Source organism: Nonomuraea zeae, from assembly GCF_005889725.1.
Lineage (GTDB): Bacteria > Actinomycetota > Actinomycetes > Streptosporangiales > Streptosporangiaceae > Nonomuraea > Nonomuraea zeae.
Map to the genome: position 1 here is coordinate 40,081 of NZ_VCKX01000024.1, position 20,458 is coordinate 60,538.

Genomic DNA, 20,458 nt, shown 5'->3' on the forward strand with positions numbered 1-20,458 from the left:
GGAGGGGGTTAAATTGACCCGCCGGTATCTCGACATCAAGGCATTGCCCAAACATGGCAAGGGAAAGGGAGGCGGCCGAGTATGTCCGACTTCAAACCCGGCCTCGAAGGCGTCGTAGCTTTCGAGACCGAGATCGCGGAACCGGACAAAGAAGGGGGCGCCCTTCGATACCGGGGCGTCGACATCGAGGAGCTGGTCGGCCGCGTCCCGTTCGGGGCCGTTTGGGGCCTGCTGGTCGACAACAAGTTCCAACCGGGCCTGCCCCCGGCGGAGCCGTACCCCATTCCTGTCCACTCTGGTGACATCCGCGTAGACGTGCAGAGCGCGCTGGCCATGCTGGCTCCGGCCTATGGCTTCAAGCCCCTGCTCGACATCAGTGACGAGGAGGCCCGCGACCAGCTCGCGCGCGCCTCCGTGATGGCTCTTTCGTTCGTCGCGCAGTCCGCCCGCGGGCTGGGCCTGCCGATGGTGCCGCAGAGCCGCGTCGACGAGGCCAAGACCATCGTCGAACGCTTCATGATCCGCTGGCGCGGTGAGCCCGATCCCAAGCACGTCAGGGCGATCGACGCGTACTGGACCTCCGCGGCCGAGCACGGCATGAACGCCTCCACCTTCACCGCCCGCGTCATCGCCTCCACCGGGGCCGACGTGGCGGCGGCGCTCTCGGGCGCCGTGGGCGCGATGTCGGGCCCGCTGCACGGCGGCGCCCCGGCGCGCGTGCTGCACATGATCGAGGGCGTCGAGCAGCTCGGCGACGCCAAGAAGTACGTCCAGAGCGAGCTCGACAAGGGCAACAGGCTCATGGGCTTCGGCCACCGCGTCTACCGCGCCGAGGACCCGCGTGCCCGCGTGCTGCGCCGCACCGCCAAGGAGCTCGACGCGCCTCGCTACGAGGTCGCGGCGGCGCTGGAGCAGGCCGCGCTCGAGGAGCTGCACGCGCGCAAGCCCGACCGCGTGCTCGCCACGAACGTCGAATACTGGGCGGCCGTGGTGCTGGACTTCGCCGAGGTGCCCTCCCACATGTTCACCTCGATGTTCACCTGCGCCCGCACGGCCGGCTGGGCCGCGCACATCCTGGAGCAGAAGCTGACGGGCAGACTCGTCCGCCCGAGCGCCAACTACACCGGTCCCGCCTCCCGCCCGCTCGGCGACGTGCCGGGCGCCGATGAGGTGACCGGCACGCTCTGACCCGCACCTCACTGGCTACCGCGTGGCTCACGCCCGCGGTAGCCTTTTGGCTTCCTGGAACGGTCCCGTCCCCCGCGGCCGAAACGCATTAGGGGAAAGTTGTCCTTGACCGCCTCCTGTCAAGGGACCAGCCTGACTGCAGGCACCCCCCACCCTCCCGTGAGCAGGTCAGACGATCACCCAGAAGCCGATCGTCGGCGTTCGCCTGCGCTCCTTCCTGCTCCCGGACGGGAGGCCGGCAAGGAGGCATGTCATGCCCCGATCCAGCGACGAGCCACAACAAGGTTTGACCAGACGCGGCTTTCTCACCGGCGTGGGAGCCGGGACCGCGGTCCTGACGCTCACCCCCGCCGAGGCCCTCGCCAAGGTCGTCACGGCCCGCGCCGGCGGCCTGGCCGCCTCGCCTGACACGTTCGGCCGCATCTTCACTCTCGCCCCGTTCGCGGACCTCAACGCGCCGAGCCTGCGGCAGGCGCTGATGGAGATGGGCCGCCCCGGCGGCCTGATCGACGCCAAGGACCCGCTGCAGGAGGGCCCGATCCGGCTGATCACCAACCCCGAGCTCAGCCCGGACAACCTCGACAACGCCACGCACACGGCGGGGGTCACCTTCTTCGGCCAGTTCATCGACCACGACATGACCTTCGACCAGACCTCGCCGCTCGGCGTGCCGACCGCACCCGAGCAGTCGCCCAACACGAGGACGCCGGGCCTCGACCTGGACAGCGTCTACGGCGGCGGTCCCGTCGCCAGCCCGCAGTTCTACGACCCCGCCGACACCGCCAAGTTCCGGCTGGAGAGCGGCGGCAGGTTCGAGGACGTGCCCCGCCGGGCGGACCGCGCCGCCGTCATCGCCGACCCCCGCAACGACGAGAACCTGATGATCTCGGGGCTGCACGCCGCGTTCCTGCTGTTCCACAACCGGGTGGTCGACCACCTGCGCGCCCAGGGCCAGCAGGGCAACGTCTTCGAGGCCGCCAGGCAGCAGGTCAGATGGCACTACCAGTGGCTCGTCCTCAAGGAGTTCCTGCCGCTGATCATCGGGCAGAGCGTCGTCAACGACATCCTCACGAACGGGCGGCGCTTCTACCGCCCGGCGGCGGGCCGGCAGTTCATCCCCGTCGAGTTCCAGGGCGCCGCCTACCGGTTCGGGCACAGCATGGTGCGGCCCTCCTACCGGGCCAACCTCGCGGGCAACCCCGACGGCACGGCCTTCTTCGGGTTCATCTTCGATCCCGCGGGACAGGGCCAGAGCGATCCCGTCGACCTGCGCGGCGGGGCCAGGGCGGCCAGGCGGTTCATCGGCTGGCAGACGTTCTTCGACTTCGGCGACGGTCAAGTGCGGCCCAACAAGCGCATCGACACCAAGATCTCCACCCCATTGTTCAACCTGCCGCTGGCCGCGATCCCGTCCGCGGATCCGCCGACCTCGCTGGCCACCCGGAACCTGCTGCGCCACATCACCTGGTCGATCCCGTCCGGGCAGAACATCGCCCGCGCGATCGGCGTGCAGTCCCTGGAGGCGCAGCACTTCCCCGAGCTGCAGGCGATCGGGCACGGACTGCCCGCCAGCACCCCGCTGTGGTACTACGTGCTCAAGGAGGCCGAGGTCCTGGGCGGCGGGCTCAGGCTGGCCGGCGTGGGCGCCAGGATCGTGGGCGAGGTCTTCATCGGGCTGCTGCAGCTCGACCCGAGCTCCTTCCTGATGACCAACCCCTCCTGGCGGCCCACCCTGCCGCGACGGGCCGGGACGACCGGCGACTTCCGGATGGTGGACCTGCTCACGTTCGCGCGGGTGGACCCGGCGAGTCGTGGCCAGTGACCGGGGCGGCGGGGCGGTCCTGCCCCGCCGCCACCAGGCCCGCCCGGTAGGCGATGGCCAGCGCCTGTGACCTGTTGCGCGCGCCGAGCTTCCTGAACAGGCGGGCGCGCGTGCTCTCGACGGTCTTGCTCGCGATCCCGAGCAGGCGGGCGGTCTGCCTGATGGTGTGGCCGGCGGCGATCGAGGCCAGCACGTCGCGCTCGCGCGCGGTCAGCCGCGGCCCCTGCTCCTGCCGATCTCGCGAGCCCACCACCACGTACCCCCTGGCCACCAGGTCGAGGACCGCGCAGAGGTGCTCGGGCACGTCCCGCAACCACAGGACCGCGCAGGCGCCGTGCGCCACGGCCTCCGCCACCGCGGCCGGCTCGGGAGGCGCGGAGGGCACGGCGACGGTACGGGCGCCGAGCCGTAACGGCAGCAGCCAGTCGCCGGGGACGGGGTCCACGAGCACCGCGGTGAACCCGATCCTGGACCAGCTCTCCACATGGACCTCGCACGGGAGCCCGCTCCGCACCGCGACGAGCGCCCTCCCGCCGCCGAGCACCGTGCGGGTCACCAGCTCCGCGGCCATGACGCACCTGGCGTGCATCACCACCAGCTCGCGTCCGGACGGCGACTCGGCCCTGGGCGGCCTGAGCGGGCCGGCCAGCAGGTGGAGCGCGAGCCCCCTGAACACTGCCTCGCTCTGGCCCGCCACGCCGAGCTTGTGGTAGATGCGCCGCCGGTGGTTCTCCACGGCGCAGCGGGAGATGCCGAGCAGCCCCGCGATCTCGTGGGCGCTGTGCCCGGAGCCGGTGAGGGAGAGGATCTCCATCTCCCTGGCCGTGAGGACATCAATGTCAGCCATGGTCATCACGCCTCTTGCGACTTGCCAGGAAAGTGAGAGCCGCGGGCCGCTTAGTCAAGCCCTCCGGGCACGCGACCGCCGCTGACCTGCGAGCGGGAAGTGAACGTTTCACAGGTCTCAAAATCCGGACCGCGTACAAGCCACGTCACGCCGCTCGGTAGGCTCCGTTACGTGGCTGACATCGTGATTCCCGCTGACATCAAGCCCGCCGACGGCCGATTCGGCTGCGGGCCCTCGAAGGTTCGCACCGAGCAACTGGCTGCGCTCGCCGCCTCCGGCGCGAGCCTCATGGGCACCTCCCATCGCCAGAAGCCGGTCAAAAACCTGGTCGGCCGCGTACGCTCCGGGCTCGCCGACCTCTTCTCGCTGCCCGAGGGCTACCAGGTGGTGCTGGGCAACGGCGGCACCACCGCGTTCTGGGACATCGCCTCCTTCGGGCTCATCCGCGACAGGTCGCAGCACCTGTCGTTCGGCGAGTTCTCCTCGAAGTTCGCGACGGTCACCAAGAAGGCGCCCTGGCTGGGCGAGCCGAGCGTGATCAAGTCCGAGGTCGGCACCCACCCGGTGGCCGTCGCCGAGGACGGCGTGGACGCCTACGCGCTCACCCACAACGAGACCTCGACCGGCGTCGCGATGCCGATCGCCCGCGTGGGCGGCGACGACGCGCTGGTGCTCGTGGACGCCACCTCCGGCGCCGGCGGCCTGCCCGTCGACATCGCCGAGACCGACGTCTACTACTTCGCCCCGCAGAAGAGCTTCGCCTCCGACGGCGGCCTGTGGATCGCGATCATGTCCCCGCGCGCCCTGGCCAGGGTCGAGGAGATCGCCGCGACCGGCCGCTTCGTGCCGGAGTTCTTCAGCCTGCCGGTGGCGATCGACAACTCCGCGAAGGACCAGACCTACAACACCCCGGCCGTGGCCACGCTGTTCCTGCTGGCCGACCAGCTCGACTGGATGAACGGCAACGGCGGCCTGGCCTGGACCACCGCCCGCACGACCGACTCCAGCCAGCGCCTCTACACCTGGGCCGAGAAGACGTCCTACACGTCGCCGTTCGCCGCTCCCGAGTTCCGCTCGCAGGTGGTCGGCACGATCGACTTCGCCGACGAGGTGGACGCCGCGGCCGTGGCCAAGGTGCTGCGCGCCAACGGCATCGTCGACACCGAGCCCTACCGCAAGCTGGGCCGCAACCAGCTGCGCATCGCGATGTTCCCGGCCATCGACCCGGCCGACATCGAGGCTCTGACGGTCTGCGTCGACTACGTGGTCGAGCGCCTCTAGTCAGCCGCGCGCCGGCCCGTCCTGCGGGCCAGCTCGTCCATGAGCGCCAGAGCGTCCTCCTCCTCGACGCTCTGCGCGAACCTCGCCAGCACCGGCAGCCGGTCGGTGCTGGCCGCCAGCGCCTCCAGCATGAGGGCGCTGACGTGCTCGTCCCGTGTCATGACCGCGGCGTAGCGGAAGGCGTTGCGGTACGGCGTGCGTACGAGCAGGCCCTTGCGGACCAGCCGCTCGGCCACGGTCTGCACCGTGGTGTAGGCGAGCTCGCGCTCCTCGTTGAGCGTGCTCAGGAGCTCTCTGACCCTCAGCGCCTTCCCGGCATCCCACAGCACGTCCATGATCGCGCGTTCCAGGGATCCCAGGTTCGCCAACAGACCGACATCCCTCCGGCTCGACTAGTAGGAAACATTCTTGCCCGAAAAACCCCGATTCGGCCAGGGGACCGCGCGGCCGAAGAGCCTCGGCTATCTGATGTTTGCCAGCCGCTGGCTCCAGGTCCCCCTCTATCTCGGGCTCATCGTGGCCCAGGCGGTGTACGTCTGGCAGTTCGCGATGGAGCTCTGGCACCTGATCGAGACGGTGTTCCTGCACAAGGAGTCCGTGCAGCAGGCGGCCGCCCCGTCCGGCGAGGTCGTGGTGATGCTCACGGTCCTCGCGCTCATCGACGTGGTGATGATCTCCAACCTGCTGATCATGGTCATCATCGGCGGCTATGAGACGTTCGTCTCGCGCATCGACCTCAACGACCACCCCGACGAGCCCGAATGGCTCTCGCACGTCAACGCGAACGTGCTGAAGGTCAAGCTGGCCACGGCCATCATCGGCATCTCGTCGGTGCATCTGCTGCAGACGTTCATCAGGGCGCAGACGACGCCCAACGACAAGATGATGTGGCAGACGTTCATGCACCTGGCCTTCGTGGCCTCCGCCATCGGCCTGGCCTACATCGACCGCCTGCTGTCCGCCTCACCGGCCGAGCACACGCGGTCGCACCTGCCGCCGTCCTGAGGACGTCCCCCAGGCCGCCCTGGGCCCGCTCTGAGCCGTTCTAGAACGACGGGCGGGCCGAGGGCAGGGCGCGCCTGCGGCGCAGCACCCAGCCGGCCACCACGCCGCCCACGAGACCGAACAGGTGGCCCTGCCACGAGATGCCCTGCTGGTTCGGCAGCAGGCCGGCGAGGATCCCGTAGTAGGCGATGCCCACGCCGATCGCGATGGCGATGTCGAGGAGGTGGCGGTCGAACACGCCGCGGGCCAGGATGTAGCCGAAGTAGCCGAAGACCAGGCCGCTCGCGCCGACCGTGTAGACGCCCGGGCTGGTCAGCCAGGTGCCCAGGCCGCCGATCAGGATGATGAGCACGCTGGCCCAAAGGAACTTGCGCACGTCGCGCAGCCCGGCCAGGAAGCCGAGCACCAAAAGCGGGAGCGAGTTGGCCATGAGGTGACCGAAGCCGCCGTGCAGGAACGGGGCGAACAGGATGCCGATCAGCCCGTCGGGCTCCCAGCCGACGATGCCGAACTGCCGGTCGAGCGTGCCGTTGAGGAAGAAGTCGAAGCCCTCGACCACCCACATGACGGCGAGCATGGCGACCACGATGATGAGCGAGCTGAGGGCACCGGACAGGAGGGCTCCGGCGCCACGCTTGGCGGACTCGAATCTGGAACCCGAATAGTCGCTCATGCGCTCTCCTGGTAGGTCGTCTCCTCTCTCTTTACCGTACGCAGGAAGAGCCGCGCGTGCGGCATGGAGAACCCTCCCATTCCGCTGGGAACGGGAGGGTGGTTCCGCGGGGGGCTATTCGCCCTTCCACTGGGGCGCGCGCTTCTCGGCGAATGCCGCCGCGCCCTCCATGGCGTCCTTCGAGCCGAACACCGGGCTGATGATCGCGCTCTGCTTCTTGAACATCTCCTCGCGCGACCAGTCCTGCGACTCGATGACGACCTGCTTGGTCGCGGCGAGCGCCAGCGGGGCGTTGGCGGCGATCTTGCGGGCCAGCTCCAGCGCGCCCTCCAGCGCCGCGCCCGGCTCGGTGATGCGATTGACCAGGCCGAGCTCGTACAGGCGGGCGGCCGGATAGTGGTCGCCGGTCAGGGCGATCTCCATGGCCACGTGGTAGGGGATCCTGCGCGGCAGCCGCATGATGCCGCCCGCGCCCGCCACCAGCCCGCGCTTGGGCTCCGGCAGGCCGAAGGTGGACTCCGACGACGCCACGATGATGTCGCACGCCAGCGCCAGCTCGAACCCGCCCGCGAGCGCGTAGCCCTCGATGGCGGCCACCAGCGGCTTCTTCGGGGGCGCCTCGGTCACGCCGCCGAAGCCGCGTCCTTCCACCACCGGGAAGTCGCCGGTCAGGAACCCCTTCAGGTCCATCCCCGCGCAGAAGGTGCCGCCCGCGCCGGTCAGGACGTACGCGGAGATGTCGGGACGGGCGTCGAGCGCGTCCAGCGCGTCGGCGATTCCCCTGGCCACCGCGCCGTTGACGGCGTTGCGGGCCTTGGGGCGGTTGATGGTGATGACGGCGACGTTGCCGGATTCCTCGACGAGCACTTCGTCAGACACGGGACCTCACTTGGGCTGGAAGCGGATGCCGCCGTCGAAGCGGATGACCTCGGCGTTCATGTAGTCGTTCTCGACCAGCGACCTGACCAGGTGCGCGAACTCGCCGGCCCGGCCCATGCGCTTGGGGAAGACCACCGGCGCCACCAGCTTGGCCTTGAAGTCGTCGGCGTTGGCCGAGAAGCCGTAGATCGGGGTGTCGATGATTCCGGGGCAGATGGTGTTGACGCGTACGCCGATCGCGGCCAGGTCGCGCGCGGCGGGCACCGTCATGCCCACGATGCCGCCCTTGGAGGCCGAGTAGGCGAGCTGGCCCGTCTGTCCTTCCAGAGCGGCCACCGACGCGGTGTTGATCACCACGCCCCGCTGCCCGTCGGCGTCGACCGGCTCGGTCTTGGCGATGGCGGCCGCGCCGATGCGCATGAGGTTGAACGTGCCGATCAGGTTGACCTCGATGACCTTGCGGTAGGAGGCCGGGTTGTGCGGGTTGCCGTCACGGTTGACCGTGCGCTCCGCCCAGCCGATGCCGGCGCTGTTGACGACGACGCGCAGCGGCTTGCCGGTCGCCACGGCGGCGTCCACGGCCGCCTGCACCTGCTCGTCGTCCGACACGTCCGTCTTGGCGAAGACGCCGCCGATCTCGTCGGCGACGGTCTTGCCGCGCTCCTCGTTGAGGTCGGCGACGACCACCGTGGCGCCCAGGCGCGCCAGCTCGCGGGCCGTGGCCTCGCCGAGGCCACTGGCGCCGCCGGAAATGATTGCTGCAGATCCGTTCACGTCCATATCCCGGACCCTAACCCGCCAACCGAATGAAGTTCTACTCGGGGGCGGTTAAATTCCCCCCACGGCGCTGTCGACGTCGGAGTAGACCTTGATCCGCCGGTCGAGACCCGTCGTGCGGAGAATGCGCGCCACGGGCGCCTGGGGCGCCGCCAGGGACACGCCGCCGCCCTCTCCCGTCGCCAGCCGCCAGGCCTCGATCAGCACGGAGAGGCCGCTGGAGTCCATGAAGGACAGCTGCTGCAGATCGAGCACGAGCCTGGCGCTGTCTTGCTTGATGGCGTCACGCACCTCATCGCGCAGAAATGGGGCGGTGAACAGATCGAGCTCTCCCTCAACGGCCACCACCACGGCGTCACCCAGGGCGTGTCGCGCAAGCCGCAGCTTCATTTGGCCCCTCCTCGATGAGCCACTGTACTTCGACATCCCCGGATACCGGGCATGCACAAACTAGGAAGAGTCGGAAGTATCAGGACAAGTCGGATGGGGAGATGGTCTAAATCACCTCAGACAGCCGGGATGGCGAAGCCGTACGGGAGCTCCAGGCGGTGCTCGGCGAGCAGATCCGCGTCGGCGAGCAGCTCCCGCGTGGGCCCGTCGGAGGCGATCACGCCCCCGGAGAGGATGAGCGAGCGCTCGCACAGCTCCAGCGCGTACGGCAGATCGTGCGTGACCATGAGCACGGTCACGTCCAGGGAGCGCAGGATCTCGGCCAGCTCCCTGCGGGCGGCCGGGTCCAGGTTGGATGACGGCTCGTCGAGCACCAGGATCTCGGGCTTCATCGCGAGCACCGTCGCCACGGCCACCCTGCGCCGCTGCCCGAAGGACAGGTGGTGCGGCGGCCGGTCGATGGCCTCCAGCATGCCGACCCGCTCCAGCGCCTCCTTCACCACGCGGTCCAGTTGCTCGCCGCGCAGGCCGGCGTTGGCCGGGCCGAAGGCGACGTCGTCCCTGACCGTGGGCATGAAGAGCTGGTCGTCGGGGTCCTGGAAGACCAGGCCGACGCGCTGCCTGACCTCTTTGAGCGTGTCCGCGCGCACGGGGGTGCCGGCCACGGCGACGCTCCCGTGCCCGGCCGTGAGGATGCCGTTGAGGTGCATGACGAGGGTGGTCTTGCCGGCGCCGTTCGGGCCGAGCAGGGCGACGCGCTCGCCGCGGGCGATGGACAGGTCCACGCCGAACAGCGCCTGCGTCCCGTCGGGGTAGGCGTAGGCGAGCTTGCGCACCTCAAGGGAGTTCACGCCGGATTCTGGAGTGTTCACCAGGACAGTCCCAACACTGCGAGTGCCGCTGCGGGCAGGGCGAGGGCCGCGCCCCACTGGCGGACCGAAGCCGACAGATCCTGAATTATCGGCATCTGACCCGTATAGCCCCTGCTGAGCATCGCGAGATGCACCCGCTCACCCCGCTCGTACGACCGGATGAACAGCGCCCCCGCGGACCGCGCGATCACCGGGATCTGCCGGAAATTGCGCGCCTCGAACCCCCGGGACTCGCGAGCCACCCGCATCCGCCGCATCTCCTCCATGATCACGTCCATGTACCTCAGCATGAACATGGCGATCTGCACCAGCAGGCTCGGCAGCCTGAGTCTCTGGGCCCCCATCAGGATGACCCGCGGCTCGGTGGTGGCCGCCAGCAGGATCGAGGCGATCACCCCGAGCGTGGCCTTGGCCAGGATGTTCCAGGCCGCCCAGAGGCCGGGCACGCTGAGCGACAGGCCGAGCACCGTGATCCGCTCCCCCAGCCCGACGACCGGGATCAGGAACGCGAACAGCACGAAGGGCACCTCGATCACCATCCGCCGCAGCAGGTGTGCCAGCGGCACCCGCGCCGCCACCGCCACCGCGACCAGCAGCACCGCGTAGGCCGCGAACGCCCAGAACCGCTCGCGTGGCGTCGCCACCACGACCAGCGCGAAGGCGAACACGGCCAGCAGCTTGCACTGCGGCGGCAACCGGTGCACCACCGAGTCGCCCGGTAGGTAGAGCTGATGATGATGCCCGGCTGCCACGTGTCACACCTTGGTCTTGTTACGGCTGCGCGCGGCGAAGGCCAGGGCTCCGGTGATGAGCAGCACCAGGCCGACGCCGATGATCCCGGCCACCCCGACGGGGATTCCGCCCACGTCACCATAGTCGGCCAGTGCCCAGCCGCCGAACAGGTGGTCGGTCGCCTGGTCGATGAAGCCCTTGTTCTCGGCCACTGCTTCCAGGCCGTCGGGCGAGGATGAGGCGAAGAACGAGACGATCCCGGCCAGCACCACGGTCACGCCGACGCCGCCGAGCAGGAACTTCCGGTAGCGGCGGGCCGGGGCCGAGCGCTCCGTGAGGCTCACGGTCGTGCTCTCGCCCTCGGCGTCGCGCAGGACCAGCGGCTTGGCCAGGCCACGGGCGCCGTACACGAGGTCGGGCCGCACGGCGAGCACCGCGCCGACCGTCACCGCCGTGATCAGGGCCTCACCGATGCCGATGAGCACGTGCACGCCGCCCATCGCGGCGGCCACCGTGCCCACCTCGATCGGCGCGGTCCCGCCGATCCAGAACAGCAGCGAGAACACCAGCGCGGAAGCCGGCACGGAGACCAGCGCGGCCAGGAACGCCGCGGCCACGACCTTGCCCCTGGCCAGCCCCGTGACCAGCCGGAAGATCCCCCAGCCGACCAGCACCGTGACGATGCCCATGATCGTGATGTTGACGCCCAGCGCGGTCAGCCCGCCGTCGGCGAAGAACACGCCCTGCACCAGCAGGACCACGGCCATGCACAGCACTCCTGTGTACGGCCCGACGAGTATCGCGGCCAGCGCGCCGCCCAGCAGGTGACCGCTGGTGCCGGCGGCGACCGGGAAGTTCAGCATCTGCACGGCGAAGATGAAGGCGGCCACGAGGCCCGCCATGGGAGCGGTCCTGTCGTCGAGCTCGCGCCGCGCCCCCCGCAGGCAGACCGCCACGCCTGCGGCCGCCACGACTCCGGCTGAGATGGATGTGGCCGCGTTGAAGAAGCCATCGGGTACGTGCACGGCACTGCCTCCCAGAAGAAGGACGACTCCCAGAAGAGGGATGGGCAAACGCTCCTACTTTAGGACATCGTCTTGCACCTGCACATAGATGGCAATTAGGGCAGAATTCTTCGCAGGATGGTCCGAGCCGTCAGCCGCCGCACCACGGTGCTCAGCCGCTTGCCCGGCGTCGCGTACGGCCGCACGCTCCTCATCAGCGCCGCGCCCCACCACCTGCGCGGCCCGACGACCGTCTCGGCGTCGGCCTCGATCCGGAACCGCGCGGGCGGCCCGCCCAGCCCCAGCTCCAGATAGGCGTCCCAGACCCCGGGCGGGAACCTGCCCACGGCCGGCCGCCCCGCGAAGCCGCCTCCGGGCAGCGCCATCACGCGCTCGACCCGCTCGCAGCCGGTGCGCCGCTCGCGCCAGACGATCCGCCTGATCGCCGTGGTGGAGGGGGCGGCGCCGACGACCGTGACCTCGCCGTCGATGAGCAGCCGGTGCCCCATCGCCCACCTGGTCCTGATCAGCCGCACCGTGCCGGGCACCGCGACCACGTGCCCGCCGACGTCGATGCTCAGGTTGCCGTTGTCCCTGGTGAAGTACGGCAGCGCCACGACCCCGCCGATCAGCCGGGGCGGCGGCCGGGTGATGCCGCTCTCGCGGTCCGCGCCGAGCCGCCCGAGACGTACGACGCCCTCGATCTCGACCGCCACCCGCAGGTCCCAGATCCCCGAGTCGAGCTCGCCCACGTCGAGGCGCACGGTGAACTCGCTGCCCTTCCGCTCCGCGGGCACGACCAGCTCGGAGGCCGGGTCGTGCCTCGAGCGCAGCACCACGGCCAGGCCGTCGTCCCTGGTGATGCCGTCGAGCCGGGCGGCCCCCGTCACCACCAGGCGGTCGCCGTCCCAGCGCAGCCCCGTCAGCCTGCGCCGTACGGTGGCGTTCTCGATGCGGGCCAGGCGCACGAGGCGGTCGATGTCGTCCAGCGCGGTCGCCCGCTGCCGGTCGATGCTGTTGAGCCGCTCGTGCACGCCGGGGGTGTACCAGTCGTCGCAGAGCGCGGCCACCTCGCGCGCGATGTCCTTGCGCCGCACGTCGTCGCTCTCCAGGAACACGGTGCCGAGCTGGGCGAACACGTCGAGCCTGAAGTGCCTGCGCAGCAGGTGGTCGCGCAGCGGGCCCGGCTCGACGTGCCGGGCCATGAGCTCGATCGGCGCGCGGATCATGGTCAGCCAGGAGATCGGGTCCCTGCTGCCGGTCTGCTGCATGATGCTGCTGCCGTCCGGCCTGGAGACCAGGTGGTAGCAGTCGTAGTCGGCCACCACGGAGATCCCGTCCGCGTGGCAGTAGGCGTGCACGGTGAACAGGATGTCCTCGCCGACGAGCATCCCCTCGCCGAACCTGATCCCGTGCCGCATCAGCAGCTCTCTCCTGAACAGCTTGAAGCAGCTCAGGCTGTTGTAGACGGTGCTGCCGGCCAGGCCCACCCGGTCGGCGCCCTGCTGGAACATCGACATCGGCGCCCGCCTGCCGTGTCCCACGACCTTGCCGAGGACGATGTCGGAGTCGTTCCTGTCTGCGACGGCGACCATGCGCTCCAGCGCCTCGGGGCCGAGGTAGTCGTCGGCGTCGCAGAAGAACACGTACCGGCCGGTGGCGTGCTCGATGCCGACATTGCGCGGGCGGCCGGCGCCGCCGCTGGCCTCGATGTGGATCACCTTGACGCTGCCCTTGTGGTAGGCGGCGTAGAGGTCGAGCAGCTCCGCGCCGCCGTCCGTGGAGCCGTCGTCCACGACGATCAGCTCCTTCTTCACCCGCTGCACGAGCGCGGAGGTCAGGCACCTGTCGAGGTAGGCCCGGCAGTTGTGCACGGGGATGACAACGCTGACATCGACCGCGTCGTCATCGTTCCCGGTTTCCGGCATCGCCACCATCGCCGCCACTTCAAAGTCACGTTGCGCTGTCATTCCGTTTCAGTATGTGGCGAGAGGCGGTGCCCATGAGGGGCGATCGGCGGTCTTCGTCCGGGGCTTTTGCTATCAGCGGAGATTCACGGCAATCCCCCAATAGGACCCACCAAGCCCGCCAAATACCACATTTGGCCTGCACCGAATGCGTTTCAGGGAAGAGGATTTTCCTCCCGGTGGTAGAAACCTCTCCGCCAGGTGCACTGAGATACTCCCGGCCCGTGCGAGTGATCCCCACGCAGGGGTTGCGCGTCTACAGTTAGGCAACCTTGACCGGGAGGTGGCGGGAAATGGGATCGAATCTCCGCAGGCGGATGGCTGACGGCTCAGCCGTGCACACTGCCGAGTTCATCATCTCGTCGGCACGGCTGACGGAGCTGCACGAATGCGCGGCCCTGCTCCGGCGTACGAGGATGCGGGCCGAAGAGATCGTGGACGAGGCCCGCACGTTGCTCGCGGAGGCCGAGCAGTTCGGCGACACCGACCGCGTCCCGAGCCTGACCGAGCAGCTCGAACAGGCGCGCAATGCCTACGACAGGGTGCTGACGGCCTACTTGATGATCAGCCGGCGGATCACCGACGAGCGGCAGAGCATCCTCCAGGCACAGATGGAACGTGATCGTCCGGCAGGGTTGTCAGGCGCTGCCTGACGGGCTAGTGTCAGGCCATGCCTGACACCGACTGGAAGGACAAACTCCGCTGTTCCTTCTGCCACAAGAAGAGCACGGACGTGGACAAACTGGTTGCCGGTCCTGGTGTGCATATTTGCGACCAATGTATAGGGCTGTGCAACGAAATTCTCGAAGGGGAGAATTTGGCCTCCTCTACCGAGCCCCGGCTTCCCGCATGGGAGACCATGACCGATGAGCAAATCCTCGACCACCTTCCGAAAATCGCCGCCGTGCAAGTACAGGTGGATGACAATCTGCGCGACTGGGTGGCACACCTGCGCGGCAGGGACGTCAGCTGGGAGCGCATCGGCGTCTCGCTCGGCATGACCCGGCAATCCGCATGGGAACGCTTCAAGAGCGAGACGTAAACCCTTGTGACTCGTGGGGCGTCCTATGGTCAGGGAGGCTCACCATGCGCGTCCTAGACGGCCCCGCGGGATCCGAGCTGGACGAGCTGCAGATGGAGCTCGTCCTGATCCTCGCGCTGCACGAAGAGGCGGAGCGGCTGGCCGCCGAATGAACGGGCTCCAGCTCCCCGGGCCGCCCCCGGGGAGCTGGAGCAGGGGCCTAGTGGTGCATCGAGTACGGATCGACCGTCACCGGACCACCGTGGCCGCCTCCACCGCCGCCGAGCTGGCCGCGGATGGCACCCGCCGGATATCTCTTGTTGTGCACGTTGGCGTAGTACAGGTGCGGCCACTTCACGATCCCGCGCAGCTCGCTCCTGGTGAGAGTCATGGCGGCGTTCTTGGCGTTCTGGTGCTTGACCGCCTTGACGCAGCCGCGGGCGATGCCCTTGGACGGGGCTCGCAAGGCCACGACGATCGGGCCGGCCACGCCCTTCCTGCCCTTGTGGATGTGGGCCATGGTCGCGGGCCTGATCTTGTGCGCGGTGATGACGTAGCAGAGCCGCCAGCCGTGAACCTGGTAGGTGAACGTGCCGAAGCCGTTGCGGTCACCGGGGCCCGGGACCTCCTGCCTGCCGTTCATCTTGACGCGGTGCGGGTCCGCGGCGGTCGCGCCGGCCGGGGCGGTGGTCGCGCCGGCCGGGGCGGGGAGCGCGATGATCGTGGTGAGGGTGGCGGCGGTGGCTAACGTCGCGGCCGCCAGACGTCTACGCATGGGATGATTCCTCTCCCATCGGACTTCAGGACACCCTCTCGCACGAGTGTGCGGCTGGGATGGTTCGGGAGGTAAGGGGAAAGCCGCCCTGCGGTAAGACGGCTTTCTGGATCCGCGTAGGATTTCACGCCATGCTGCCGCGCTGCGCCGTTCTCGACGACTACCAGGGCGTGGCCCTCGGCCTGGCCGACTGGTCCAGGGTGCGGGCGACGAGCTTCCGCGAGCACTTCCCCAGCCAGGACGACCTCGTGGCGGCGATCTCTGGCTGCGAGATCGTGGTCATCATGCGGGAGCGCACGCCGTTCACCGCCGAGCTGTTCGCCCGGCTGCCGCGCCTGCGGCTGCTCGTCACCACGGGCATGCGCAACGCCTCCATCGACCTGGCCGCCGCCCGCGCGCACGGGGTCACCGTCTGCGGGACGGGCAGCAGCTCCACCCCGCCGGTCGAGCTGACCTGGGCGCTGATCCTCGGCCTGACCCGCCACCTGGTCCCCGAGGCGACGGCCATGCGCGCCGGCGGCCCCTGGCAGCACACCCTCGGCACCGACCTGCACGGCCGCACGCTCGGGCTGCTGGGCCTGGGCAAGATCGGATCGCGGGTGGCGGCGGTCGGGCAGGCGTTCGGCATGGACGTCCTGGCCTGGAGCGAGCACCTGACCGAGGAGCGGGCCGGCGTGCACGGCGTGCGCCTGGCGCCGGACAAGGACGCGCTGCTGTCCGGATCGGACGTCGTCTCGGTCCATCTCGTGCTCGGCGACAGGACGCGGGGGCTGGTCGGGGCGCGCGAGCTGGCGCTGATGCGGCCGGGCTCCTATCTGGTCAACACCGCGCGGGCGGCCATCGTCGACCAGGACGCCCTGGTGGCGGCGCTGCGTTCGGGGCGGCTCGCGGGGGCCGGGCTGGACGTGTTCGAGGAGGAGCCGCTGCCTGCCGGGCACGCGCTGCGGACGCTGCCGAACGTGCTGGCCACGCCGCATCTCGGCTACGTGACCGAGCTCAACTACGAGACGTACTTCCGTGACGCCGTGCAGGACATCGAGTCCTTCATCGACGGCGTCCCCGTCCGCGTCCTGACCTGACTCACTCCACCTTGCTCCGGGCGCGGAACGCGGCCGTCTTGACCCGGTTCTGGCAGGCCGTGGAGCAGAACCTCCTGGTGCCGTTGCGCGACACGTCCACATAGACGCGGTCGCAGTGCGGCGCCGTACAGACGCCGAGCCGGTCGCTGAACTCGCTGCCCAGCACGATCGCGAGCCCGGTGGCGCAGCTCGCCGCCCAGTCGCCGGCCACCGTTCCGCTCGTGCCGTGGAAGTGCAGGTGCCACGGCTCGCCGTCGTGCTTCTCCAGCATCGGCCTGGCGCTGGTCTCCACCAGCAGCTCGTTCACCTGGTTGGCGGCGGTGTCGATGTCCGCCACGGCGACCGCGGCGAAGACCCGGCGCAGGCGTTCGGCGACGTGGGCCAGCTCGGCCCCATCGGCCGCGGTGACCGCGCGGTAGGCCGGATAGACGGTACGCAGGCCCGCGGTGGCCGCGGCTCCCAGGTCCTCCGGCCACGGGAGGACACGTCCGCGCTGCTCACCTGGGGTCAGCGCGTTGACGAGAGCCACCGCCACCCTGACCACCGTATCCGTGTGACTGTTGTAATCCACTTGACCGGTTACACCTTCGTGTTCTACGTTGTGACTGTCGAAATTCTAAACGACGGTTACAAGGAGATGTTCGTGCTCACTCACGATGCCGCACTGGAGTGGATCGCGCGCTGGGACCGCCAGCAGGAGGGATACCTCCCTGATCGCGAGGAGCGGTTCACCGCCCTGATCGACGCCGTGGAGGCGCTCGGGCGGCCGGACCCGCTGGTCATCGACCTCGGCTGCGGGCCCGGCTCGTTGTCCGCGCGGCTGCTGGAGCGATTGCCGCAGGCCAGGGTGATCTGCGTGGACGCCGACCCGCTGCTGCTCGGGCTCGGGCGGGCGGCCTATCCGCACCTCACGTTCGTGTCGGCGGACCTGCGTACGAGTGGATGGACGAGCCTGCTCGGGCTGGAGCGCCCGGCGGACGCCGCGGTCAGCACCACGGCGCTGCACTGGATCTCCGGGCCCGAGCTGAAGGGCGTCTACTCCGAGCTGGCGAGCGTGCTGCGGCCCGGCGGGCTGCTGCTCAACGGCGACCACATGGACACCGAGGACGCCACGCCCGCTCTGTCCCGGCTGGAGCACGCCGTGCACGAGCGGGAGACCGCGCGGGCGTTCGGCGCGAACCCGCCGGAGGACTGGCGGGCCTGGTGGGAGGCGATCGAGGCGGACCCTTCCCTGTCCGCGCTCAACGAGGAGCGGAGCACGGCGGGGGCCGATCATCACGGCTCGGAGTCCCATCTGCTCTCGCATCACGTCGAGGCGCTGGAGGAGGCGGGGTTTACCGAGGTCGGGACGCTGTGGCAGCGCGGCAACAACCGGCTGTTGTGCGCGGTCCGCTGAGCAGGCGGCTGTAGGACGGGCACGTTCGCTTTCCCCGTCCTTCCCCGTCCCGCGTCCTTCCGCGTCCTTCCGCGTCCTTCCGCGTCCTTCCCTGCCCGTCCCGGCCATCCCGGCCGAAAGTACCGTCCGCAACCCTGCTTCCGGCCGAGGCCGGGTGACGTCCGGCGCTCGCAGGATGGCTCCATGCCCCCGAACCCTCAGGACCCGCCCGCCCGGCACCCGCACCACTCGGACTCCGCGCCTCCGGTCGCCGCCGGTCGGAGGGCGCGGATCTCCGCGCTCGACGTCATCCGCGGGTTCGCGCTCTGCGGAATCCTGCTGGCCAACGTCAAGCCGATCGCGAACGCCGGCGACGTCGTGCTCCAGCTCGCCCCGGACGACTCCCCCGACTGGCCCGGCCTCTTCATCGACCAGCGCTTCTTCCCGATCTTCTCCTTCCTCTTCGGCGTCGGCTTCTCGCTCCTGGTCGACTCCGCCGCCACCCGCACCACGCATCCCCGTCGCATCCTCCTGCGGCGGCTCCTTGCGCTGCTCGCGATCGGCCTGGTGCACCGGTTCCTGCTGTGGGAGGGCGACATCCTGACGATCTACGCCGTCGTCGGGCTGCTGGTGCTCCTGCCCTCGACCTGGCTGCCGCGCCGCGCCGTGGCCGTGCTCGCCGCGGTGCTCCTGATCGCGCCGCTCCTGTTCAGCAGCGGCGGGGTGATCCTCGTCCCCGGCCTGTTCCTGCTGGGCTCGGCCCTGACCCGCTACGGGGTGATCGCCAGGATCGAGCAGTCCACCCGGGTTCCGGCCCTCCTGTGCCTGGCCCTCGTCGCCGGTGCCGTGCCGGCGGTGTGGTTCCAGATCCAGATGCAGAGCGCCGACGTCATCGGCCGGGGATTCAGCCTCTCGCTCGCCGTGGCCGGCCTGCTGCTGGCCGGTGCGTACGTATGCGGCCTGCTGCTCCTCCTCCGCACCCGCCTGCGGCCGGCGCTGCAGGCCGTCTTCGCGCCGCTGGGCCGGATGGCCCTCACCAACTATCTGTCCGCCACGCTCCTCGTGCTGGCGACCGCCCGCCTCTTCGGCCCGCCGGAAGGCTGGCACCAGACGACGGTGTGGGTGATCGCCGCCGCCATCCTCGCCGCCCAGTGGCTGTTCTCCACGCTCTGGCTGGGCCGGTGCCGTTTCGGCCCGGTGGAATGGCTCTGGCGCTGGGCCACCTGGGCCGAACGCCCGCCACTCCTGAATTCGTCGAAAGCCGTATTCAAATAACGGCGAAGAGAGCGCGTTCTCGCTCGGAAGGCGAAAAGAAGCTGCAGGGCCCTTCCGCTGGGAAGAAGCCCTGCAGTCACAGCAGATCAGCTACGCGTCCACCGCTGGTTGGCGCCGCCACCGCAGTCCCAGATCTGCAGCCGGGTGCCGTTGGCCGAGCTGACGCCGGTGGCGTCGAGGCACTTGTTCGACTGGGGATTGACGATCTGGCCGGTGCCGGAGTTGTAGGTCCACCGTTGCGCGCCGGTGCCGTTGCAGTCGTACAGCTGCACCTGCGCGCCGTTGGCCGTCGACGCGGCGGTGACGTCCATGCACTTGCCGAGCGCGCGGACCGAGCCATCGCTGTTCCAGGCCCAGCTCTGCGCGCCGGTGCCGTTGCAGTCCCAGAGCTGGACGGCCGTGCCGTTGGCGGTGGCCGCGCCGGCCACGTCGACGCACTTGCCGCCGATGCCGGTGATCTGCCCGCCGGTGCCGCCGCCGGTCGGCGGGGCGTAGACGCGCACGTAGTCGACGGTCAGGCTCTGCGGGAACGTGGTGGTGCCGTCGGGGTAGCCGGGCCAGTAGCCGCCGACCGCGACGTTCATGATCATGAAGAACGGGTGGTCGAAGACCCACCGGTTGCCGCCGAGATCGGCCGGCGTGCGGCGCTGGAACTCGTTGCCGTCCACGTACCAGACGATCAGGTTGGGCGACCAGTCGACGGCGAAGGTGTGGAACGCGTCGGCGAAGGCGCCGCCGATCGAGTAGCCGGCGCCGATGCCGCCGCCGCCGGAGTAGCCGGGACCATGGATGGTGCCGTGTACGGTGCTGGGCTCGCGGCCGATGTTCTCCATGATGTCGATCTCGCCGCTGTTGGGCCAGCCGACCGAGCCGATGTCGTTGCCGAGCATCCAGAAGGCCGGCCAGATGCCCTGGCCACGGGGCAGTTTCATGCGCGCTTCGAACCGTCCGTACGCCCGCGTGAAGGTGGCGGACGTGAGCAGGCGGGCCGAGGTGTACTGGCAGGTGCCGTAGTGGCACTGGAAGTTGGACGGGTTCTCCCGGCGGGCGGTGATCACCAGGTTGCCGGCGCCGTCCATGGCGGCGTTGCGGGTGCTGTTGGTGTAGTACTGCTGCTCGTTGTTGCCCCAGCCGCTGCCGCCGATGTCGAAGCGCCACTTCGACTGGTCGACGGCGCTGCCTGCGGATCCGTTGAACTCATCGGACCACACCAGCGGGCCTGGGGCGGGGGCGGCGAGGGCGGTGCCGACCATCGGAACGAGCAGCGCGATCACTGCGGCGAGTGCGGAACCGATGGCGAGCAGCGTTCTGGAACGGGGGGTGCGTGCCATACCGGGCACCTCATCTGATCCACGGGATATGACTTTACCGAAACCTTCCGGCAACATTGGCGCCGTTGTCAAGAGAGCGCTCTCTCGTATTCAGGCCAATATGCACACCCGTGCCGCACACGAGGGTCCGGCACAACCCCGCCCGCCCGGAGGCCCTATGTCGGC

At 69.6% G+C, this 20,458-nt stretch carries 22 protein-coding genes; 9 read left to right on the forward strand and 13 right to left on the reverse strand.

The window, feature by feature from the left end:
• Nucleotides 1-81 precede the first annotated feature (81 nt).
• Both ETD85_RS10790 and ETD85_RS10795 read left to right on the forward strand, forming a co-directional pair.
• Nucleotides 82-1,188, forward strand: a complete 1,107-nt coding sequence (locus ETD85_RS10790) for a citrate synthase 2 (RefSeq protein WP_138689503.1) — start codon at nt 82-84, stop codon at nt 1,186-1,188.
• 253 nt (nt 1,189-1,441) lie between these two features.
• Entirely contained in the window at nt 1,442-3,010 is a 1,569-nt protein-coding gene (locus ETD85_RS10795) for a peroxidase family protein (protein WP_206058229.1), read from the forward strand.
• Here the strand turns inward: ETD85_RS10795 and ETD85_RS10800 are convergent.
• A complete protein-coding gene (locus tag ETD85_RS10800) occupies nt 2,970-3,857 on the reverse strand; it encodes a helix-turn-helix domain-containing protein (protein ID WP_170246620.1) in 888 nt (295 codons plus the stop codon). The two genes, ETD85_RS10795 and ETD85_RS10800, sit on opposite strands and share 41 nt — an antisense overlap.
• 171 nt (nt 3,858-4,028) lie before the next feature.
• Here ETD85_RS10800 and serC point away from each other — a divergent pair, with 171 nt between their 5' ends.
• Nucleotides 4,029-5,138, forward strand: coding sequence for a phosphoserine transaminase (gene serC, locus ETD85_RS10805; protein ID WP_138689505.1), 1,110 nt, complete (start codon nt 4,029-4,031; stop codon nt 5,136-5,138).
• Here the strand turns inward: serC and ETD85_RS10810 are convergent.
• Nucleotides 5,135-5,506 (reverse strand): BlaI/MecI/CopY family transcriptional regulator, encoded by a 372-nt coding sequence (locus ETD85_RS10810; protein ID WP_138689506.1) that lies wholly within the window; start codon nt 5,504-5,506, stop codon nt 5,135-5,137. The genes serC and ETD85_RS10810 overlap by 4 nt on opposite strands.
• A gap of 40 nt (nt 5,507-5,546) precedes the next feature.
• Here ETD85_RS10810 and ETD85_RS10815 point away from each other — a divergent pair, with 40 nt between their 5' ends.
• A complete protein-coding gene (locus tag ETD85_RS10815; RefSeq protein WP_240779077.1) occupies nt 5,547-6,143 on the forward strand; it encodes a TIGR00645 family protein in 597 nt (198 codons plus the stop codon).
• Nucleotides 6,144-6,183: 40 nt separating this feature from the next.
• Here the strand turns inward: ETD85_RS10815 and ETD85_RS10820 are convergent, their stop codons facing one another.
• From ETD85_RS10820 to ETD85_RS10855, 8 genes are all read right to left on the reverse strand, one after another.
• Entirely contained in the window at nt 6,184-6,816 is a 633-nt protein-coding gene (locus ETD85_RS10820) for a rhomboid family intramembrane serine protease (RefSeq protein WP_138689507.1), read from the reverse strand.
• Nucleotides 6,817-6,930: 114 nt separating this feature from the next.
• A complete protein-coding gene (locus ETD85_RS10825; RefSeq protein WP_138689508.1) occupies nt 6,931-7,695 on the reverse strand; it encodes a crotonase/enoyl-CoA hydratase family protein in 765 nt (254 codons plus the stop codon).
• A 6-nt stretch (nt 7,696-7,701) separates the two neighbouring features.
• Nucleotides 7,702-8,475 carry an SDR family NAD(P)-dependent oxidoreductase gene (locus ETD85_RS10830; RefSeq protein WP_138689509.1) on the reverse strand — a complete coding sequence of 258 codons (774 nt, stop codon included), beginning with the start codon at nt 8,473-8,475 and terminating at the stop codon, nt 7,702-7,704.
• A gap of 48 nt (nt 8,476-8,523) precedes the next feature.
• Nucleotides 8,524-8,862: an STAS domain-containing protein gene (locus tag ETD85_RS10835; RefSeq protein ID WP_138689510.1), complete on the reverse strand. Its 339-nt coding sequence runs from the start codon at nt 8,860-8,862 to the stop codon at nt 8,524-8,526.
• A 116-nt stretch (nt 8,863-8,978) separates the two neighbouring features.
• Nucleotides 8,979-9,734, reverse strand: a complete 756-nt coding sequence (locus ETD85_RS10840) for an energy-coupling factor ABC transporter ATP-binding protein (protein ID WP_240779078.1) — start codon at nt 9,732-9,734, stop codon at nt 8,979-8,981.
• Nucleotides 9,731-10,486 (reverse strand): cobalt ECF transporter T component CbiQ, encoded by a 756-nt coding sequence (cbiQ, locus tag ETD85_RS10845; protein WP_138689511.1) that lies wholly within the window; start codon nt 10,484-10,486, stop codon nt 9,731-9,733. The genes ETD85_RS10840 and cbiQ overlap by 4 nt, the downstream gene beginning before the upstream one ends.
• A 3-nt stretch (nt 10,487-10,489) precedes the next feature.
• Nucleotides 10,490-11,491, reverse strand: a complete 1,002-nt coding sequence (locus ETD85_RS10850; protein WP_138689512.1) for an energy-coupling factor ABC transporter permease — start codon at nt 11,489-11,491, stop codon at nt 10,490-10,492.
• Between the two features lie 95 nt (nt 11,492-11,586).
• Complete coding sequence (locus ETD85_RS10855) at nt 11,587-13,440, reverse strand: glycosyltransferase family 2 protein (protein ID WP_138689513.1); 1,854 nt, start codon at nt 13,438-13,440, stop codon at nt 11,587-11,589.
• Between the two features lie 290 nt (nt 13,441-13,730).
• Here ETD85_RS10855 and ETD85_RS10860 point away from each other — a divergent pair, with 290 nt between their 5' ends.
• Both ETD85_RS10860 and ETD85_RS67460 read left to right on the forward strand, forming a co-directional pair.
• Entirely contained in the window at nt 13,731-14,090 is a 360-nt protein-coding gene (locus ETD85_RS10860) for a hypothetical protein (RefSeq protein ID WP_138689514.1), read from the forward strand.
• 17 nt (nt 14,091-14,107) lie between these two features.
• The gene (locus tag ETD85_RS67460; protein ID WP_138689515.1) at nt 14,108-14,479 is read left to right on the forward strand and encodes a ClpX C4-type zinc finger protein; all 372 of its coding nucleotides are present in this window, start codon (nt 14,108-14,110) and stop codon (nt 14,477-14,479) included.
• A gap of 199 nt (nt 14,480-14,678) precedes the next feature.
• On the opposite strand, the gene ETD85_RS10870 is transcribed toward ETD85_RS67460, so the two are convergent.
• A complete protein-coding gene (locus ETD85_RS10870) occupies nt 14,679-15,233 on the reverse strand; it encodes a CHRD domain-containing protein (RefSeq protein WP_138689516.1) in 555 nt (184 codons plus the stop codon).
• Nucleotides 15,234-15,364: 131 nt separating this feature from the next.
• Between ETD85_RS10870 and ETD85_RS10875 the strand changes: the two genes are divergently transcribed.
• On the forward strand, nt 15,365-16,312 hold the full coding sequence (locus tag ETD85_RS10875; protein WP_138689517.1) for a D-2-hydroxyacid dehydrogenase family protein: 948 nt from the start codon (nt 15,365-15,367) through the stop codon (nt 16,310-16,312).
• A 1-nt stretch (nt 16,313) separates the two neighbouring features.
• Here the strand turns inward: ETD85_RS10875 and ETD85_RS10880 are convergent, their stop codons facing one another.
• A complete protein-coding gene (locus tag ETD85_RS10880; RefSeq protein WP_240779079.1) occupies nt 16,314-16,847 on the reverse strand; it encodes a CGNR zinc finger domain-containing protein in 534 nt (177 codons plus the stop codon).
• 108 nt (nt 16,848-16,955) lie between these two features.
• On the opposite strand from ETD85_RS10880, the gene ETD85_RS10885 reads away from it, so the two are divergent.
• Together ETD85_RS10885 and ETD85_RS10890 are read left to right on the forward strand one after the other, a co-directional pair.
• Nucleotides 16,956-17,708 (forward strand): class I SAM-dependent methyltransferase, encoded by a 753-nt coding sequence (locus ETD85_RS10885; protein WP_138689519.1) that lies wholly within the window; start codon nt 16,956-16,958, stop codon nt 17,706-17,708.
• Nucleotides 17,709-17,891: 183 nt separating this feature from the next.
• Nucleotides 17,892-18,962: a DUF418 domain-containing protein gene (locus ETD85_RS10890; protein ID WP_138689520.1), complete on the forward strand. Its 1,071-nt coding sequence runs from the start codon at nt 17,892-17,894 to the stop codon at nt 18,960-18,962.
• An 86-nt stretch (nt 18,963-19,048) separates the two neighbouring features.
• Here the strand turns inward: ETD85_RS10890 and ETD85_RS10895 are convergent, their stop codons facing one another.
• Entirely contained in the window at nt 19,049-20,293 is a 1,245-nt protein-coding gene (locus tag ETD85_RS10895; RefSeq protein WP_138689521.1) for a glycoside hydrolase family 16 protein, read from the reverse strand.
• Between the last annotated feature and the right edge of the window lie 165 nt (nt 20,294-20,458).

What these genes read in the sequence shown, in the direction of transcription:
- ETD85_RS10895 (WP_138689521.1), bottom strand. Translation starts at nt 20,293, where the DNA reads ATGGCACGCACCCCCCGTTCCAGAACGCTGCTCGCCATCGGTTCCGCA.
- ETD85_RS10870 (WP_138689516.1), bottom strand. Translation starts at nt 15,233, where the DNA reads ATGCGTAGACGTCTGGCGGCCGCGACGTTAGCCACCGCCGCCACCCTC.
- ETD85_RS10875 (WP_138689517.1), top strand. Translation starts at nt 15,365, where the DNA reads ATGCTGCCGCGCTGCGCCGTTCTCGACGACTACCAGGGCGTGGCCCTC.
- ETD85_RS10800 (WP_170246620.1), bottom strand. Translation starts at nt 3,857, where the DNA reads ATGGCTGACATTGATGTCCTCACGGCCAGGGAGATGGAGATCCTCTCC.
- ETD85_RS67460 (WP_138689515.1), top strand. Translation starts at nt 14,108, where the DNA reads ATGCCTGACACCGACTGGAAGGACAAACTCCGCTGTTCCTTCTGCCAC.
- ETD85_RS10860 (WP_138689514.1), top strand. Translation starts at nt 13,731, where the DNA reads ATGGGATCGAATCTCCGCAGGCGGATGGCTGACGGCTCAGCCGTGCAC.
- ETD85_RS10830 (WP_138689509.1), bottom strand. Translation starts at nt 8,475, where the DNA reads ATGGACGTGAACGGATCTGCAGCAATCATTTCCGGCGGCGCCAGTGGC.
- ETD85_RS10790 (WP_138689503.1), top strand. Translation starts at nt 82, where the DNA reads ATGTCCGACTTCAAACCCGGCCTCGAAGGCGTCGTAGCTTTCGAGACC.
- ETD85_RS10835 (WP_138689510.1), bottom strand. Translation starts at nt 8,862, where the DNA reads ATGAAGCTGCGGCTTGCGCGACACGCCCTGGGTGACGCCGTGGTGGTG.
- ETD85_RS10820 (WP_138689507.1), bottom strand. Translation starts at nt 6,816, where the DNA reads ATGAGCGACTATTCGGGTTCCAGATTCGAGTCCGCCAAGCGTGGCGCC.
- ETD85_RS10890 (WP_138689520.1), top strand. Translation starts at nt 17,892, where the DNA reads ATGCCCCCGAACCCTCAGGACCCGCCCGCCCGGCACCCGCACCACTCG.
- ETD85_RS10795 (WP_206058229.1), top strand. Translation starts at nt 1,442, where the DNA reads ATGCCCCGATCCAGCGACGAGCCACAACAAGGTTTGACCAGACGCGGC.
- ETD85_RS10855 (WP_138689513.1), bottom strand. Translation starts at nt 13,440, where the DNA reads ATGACAGCGCAACGTGACTTTGAAGTGGCGGCGATGGTGGCGATGCCG.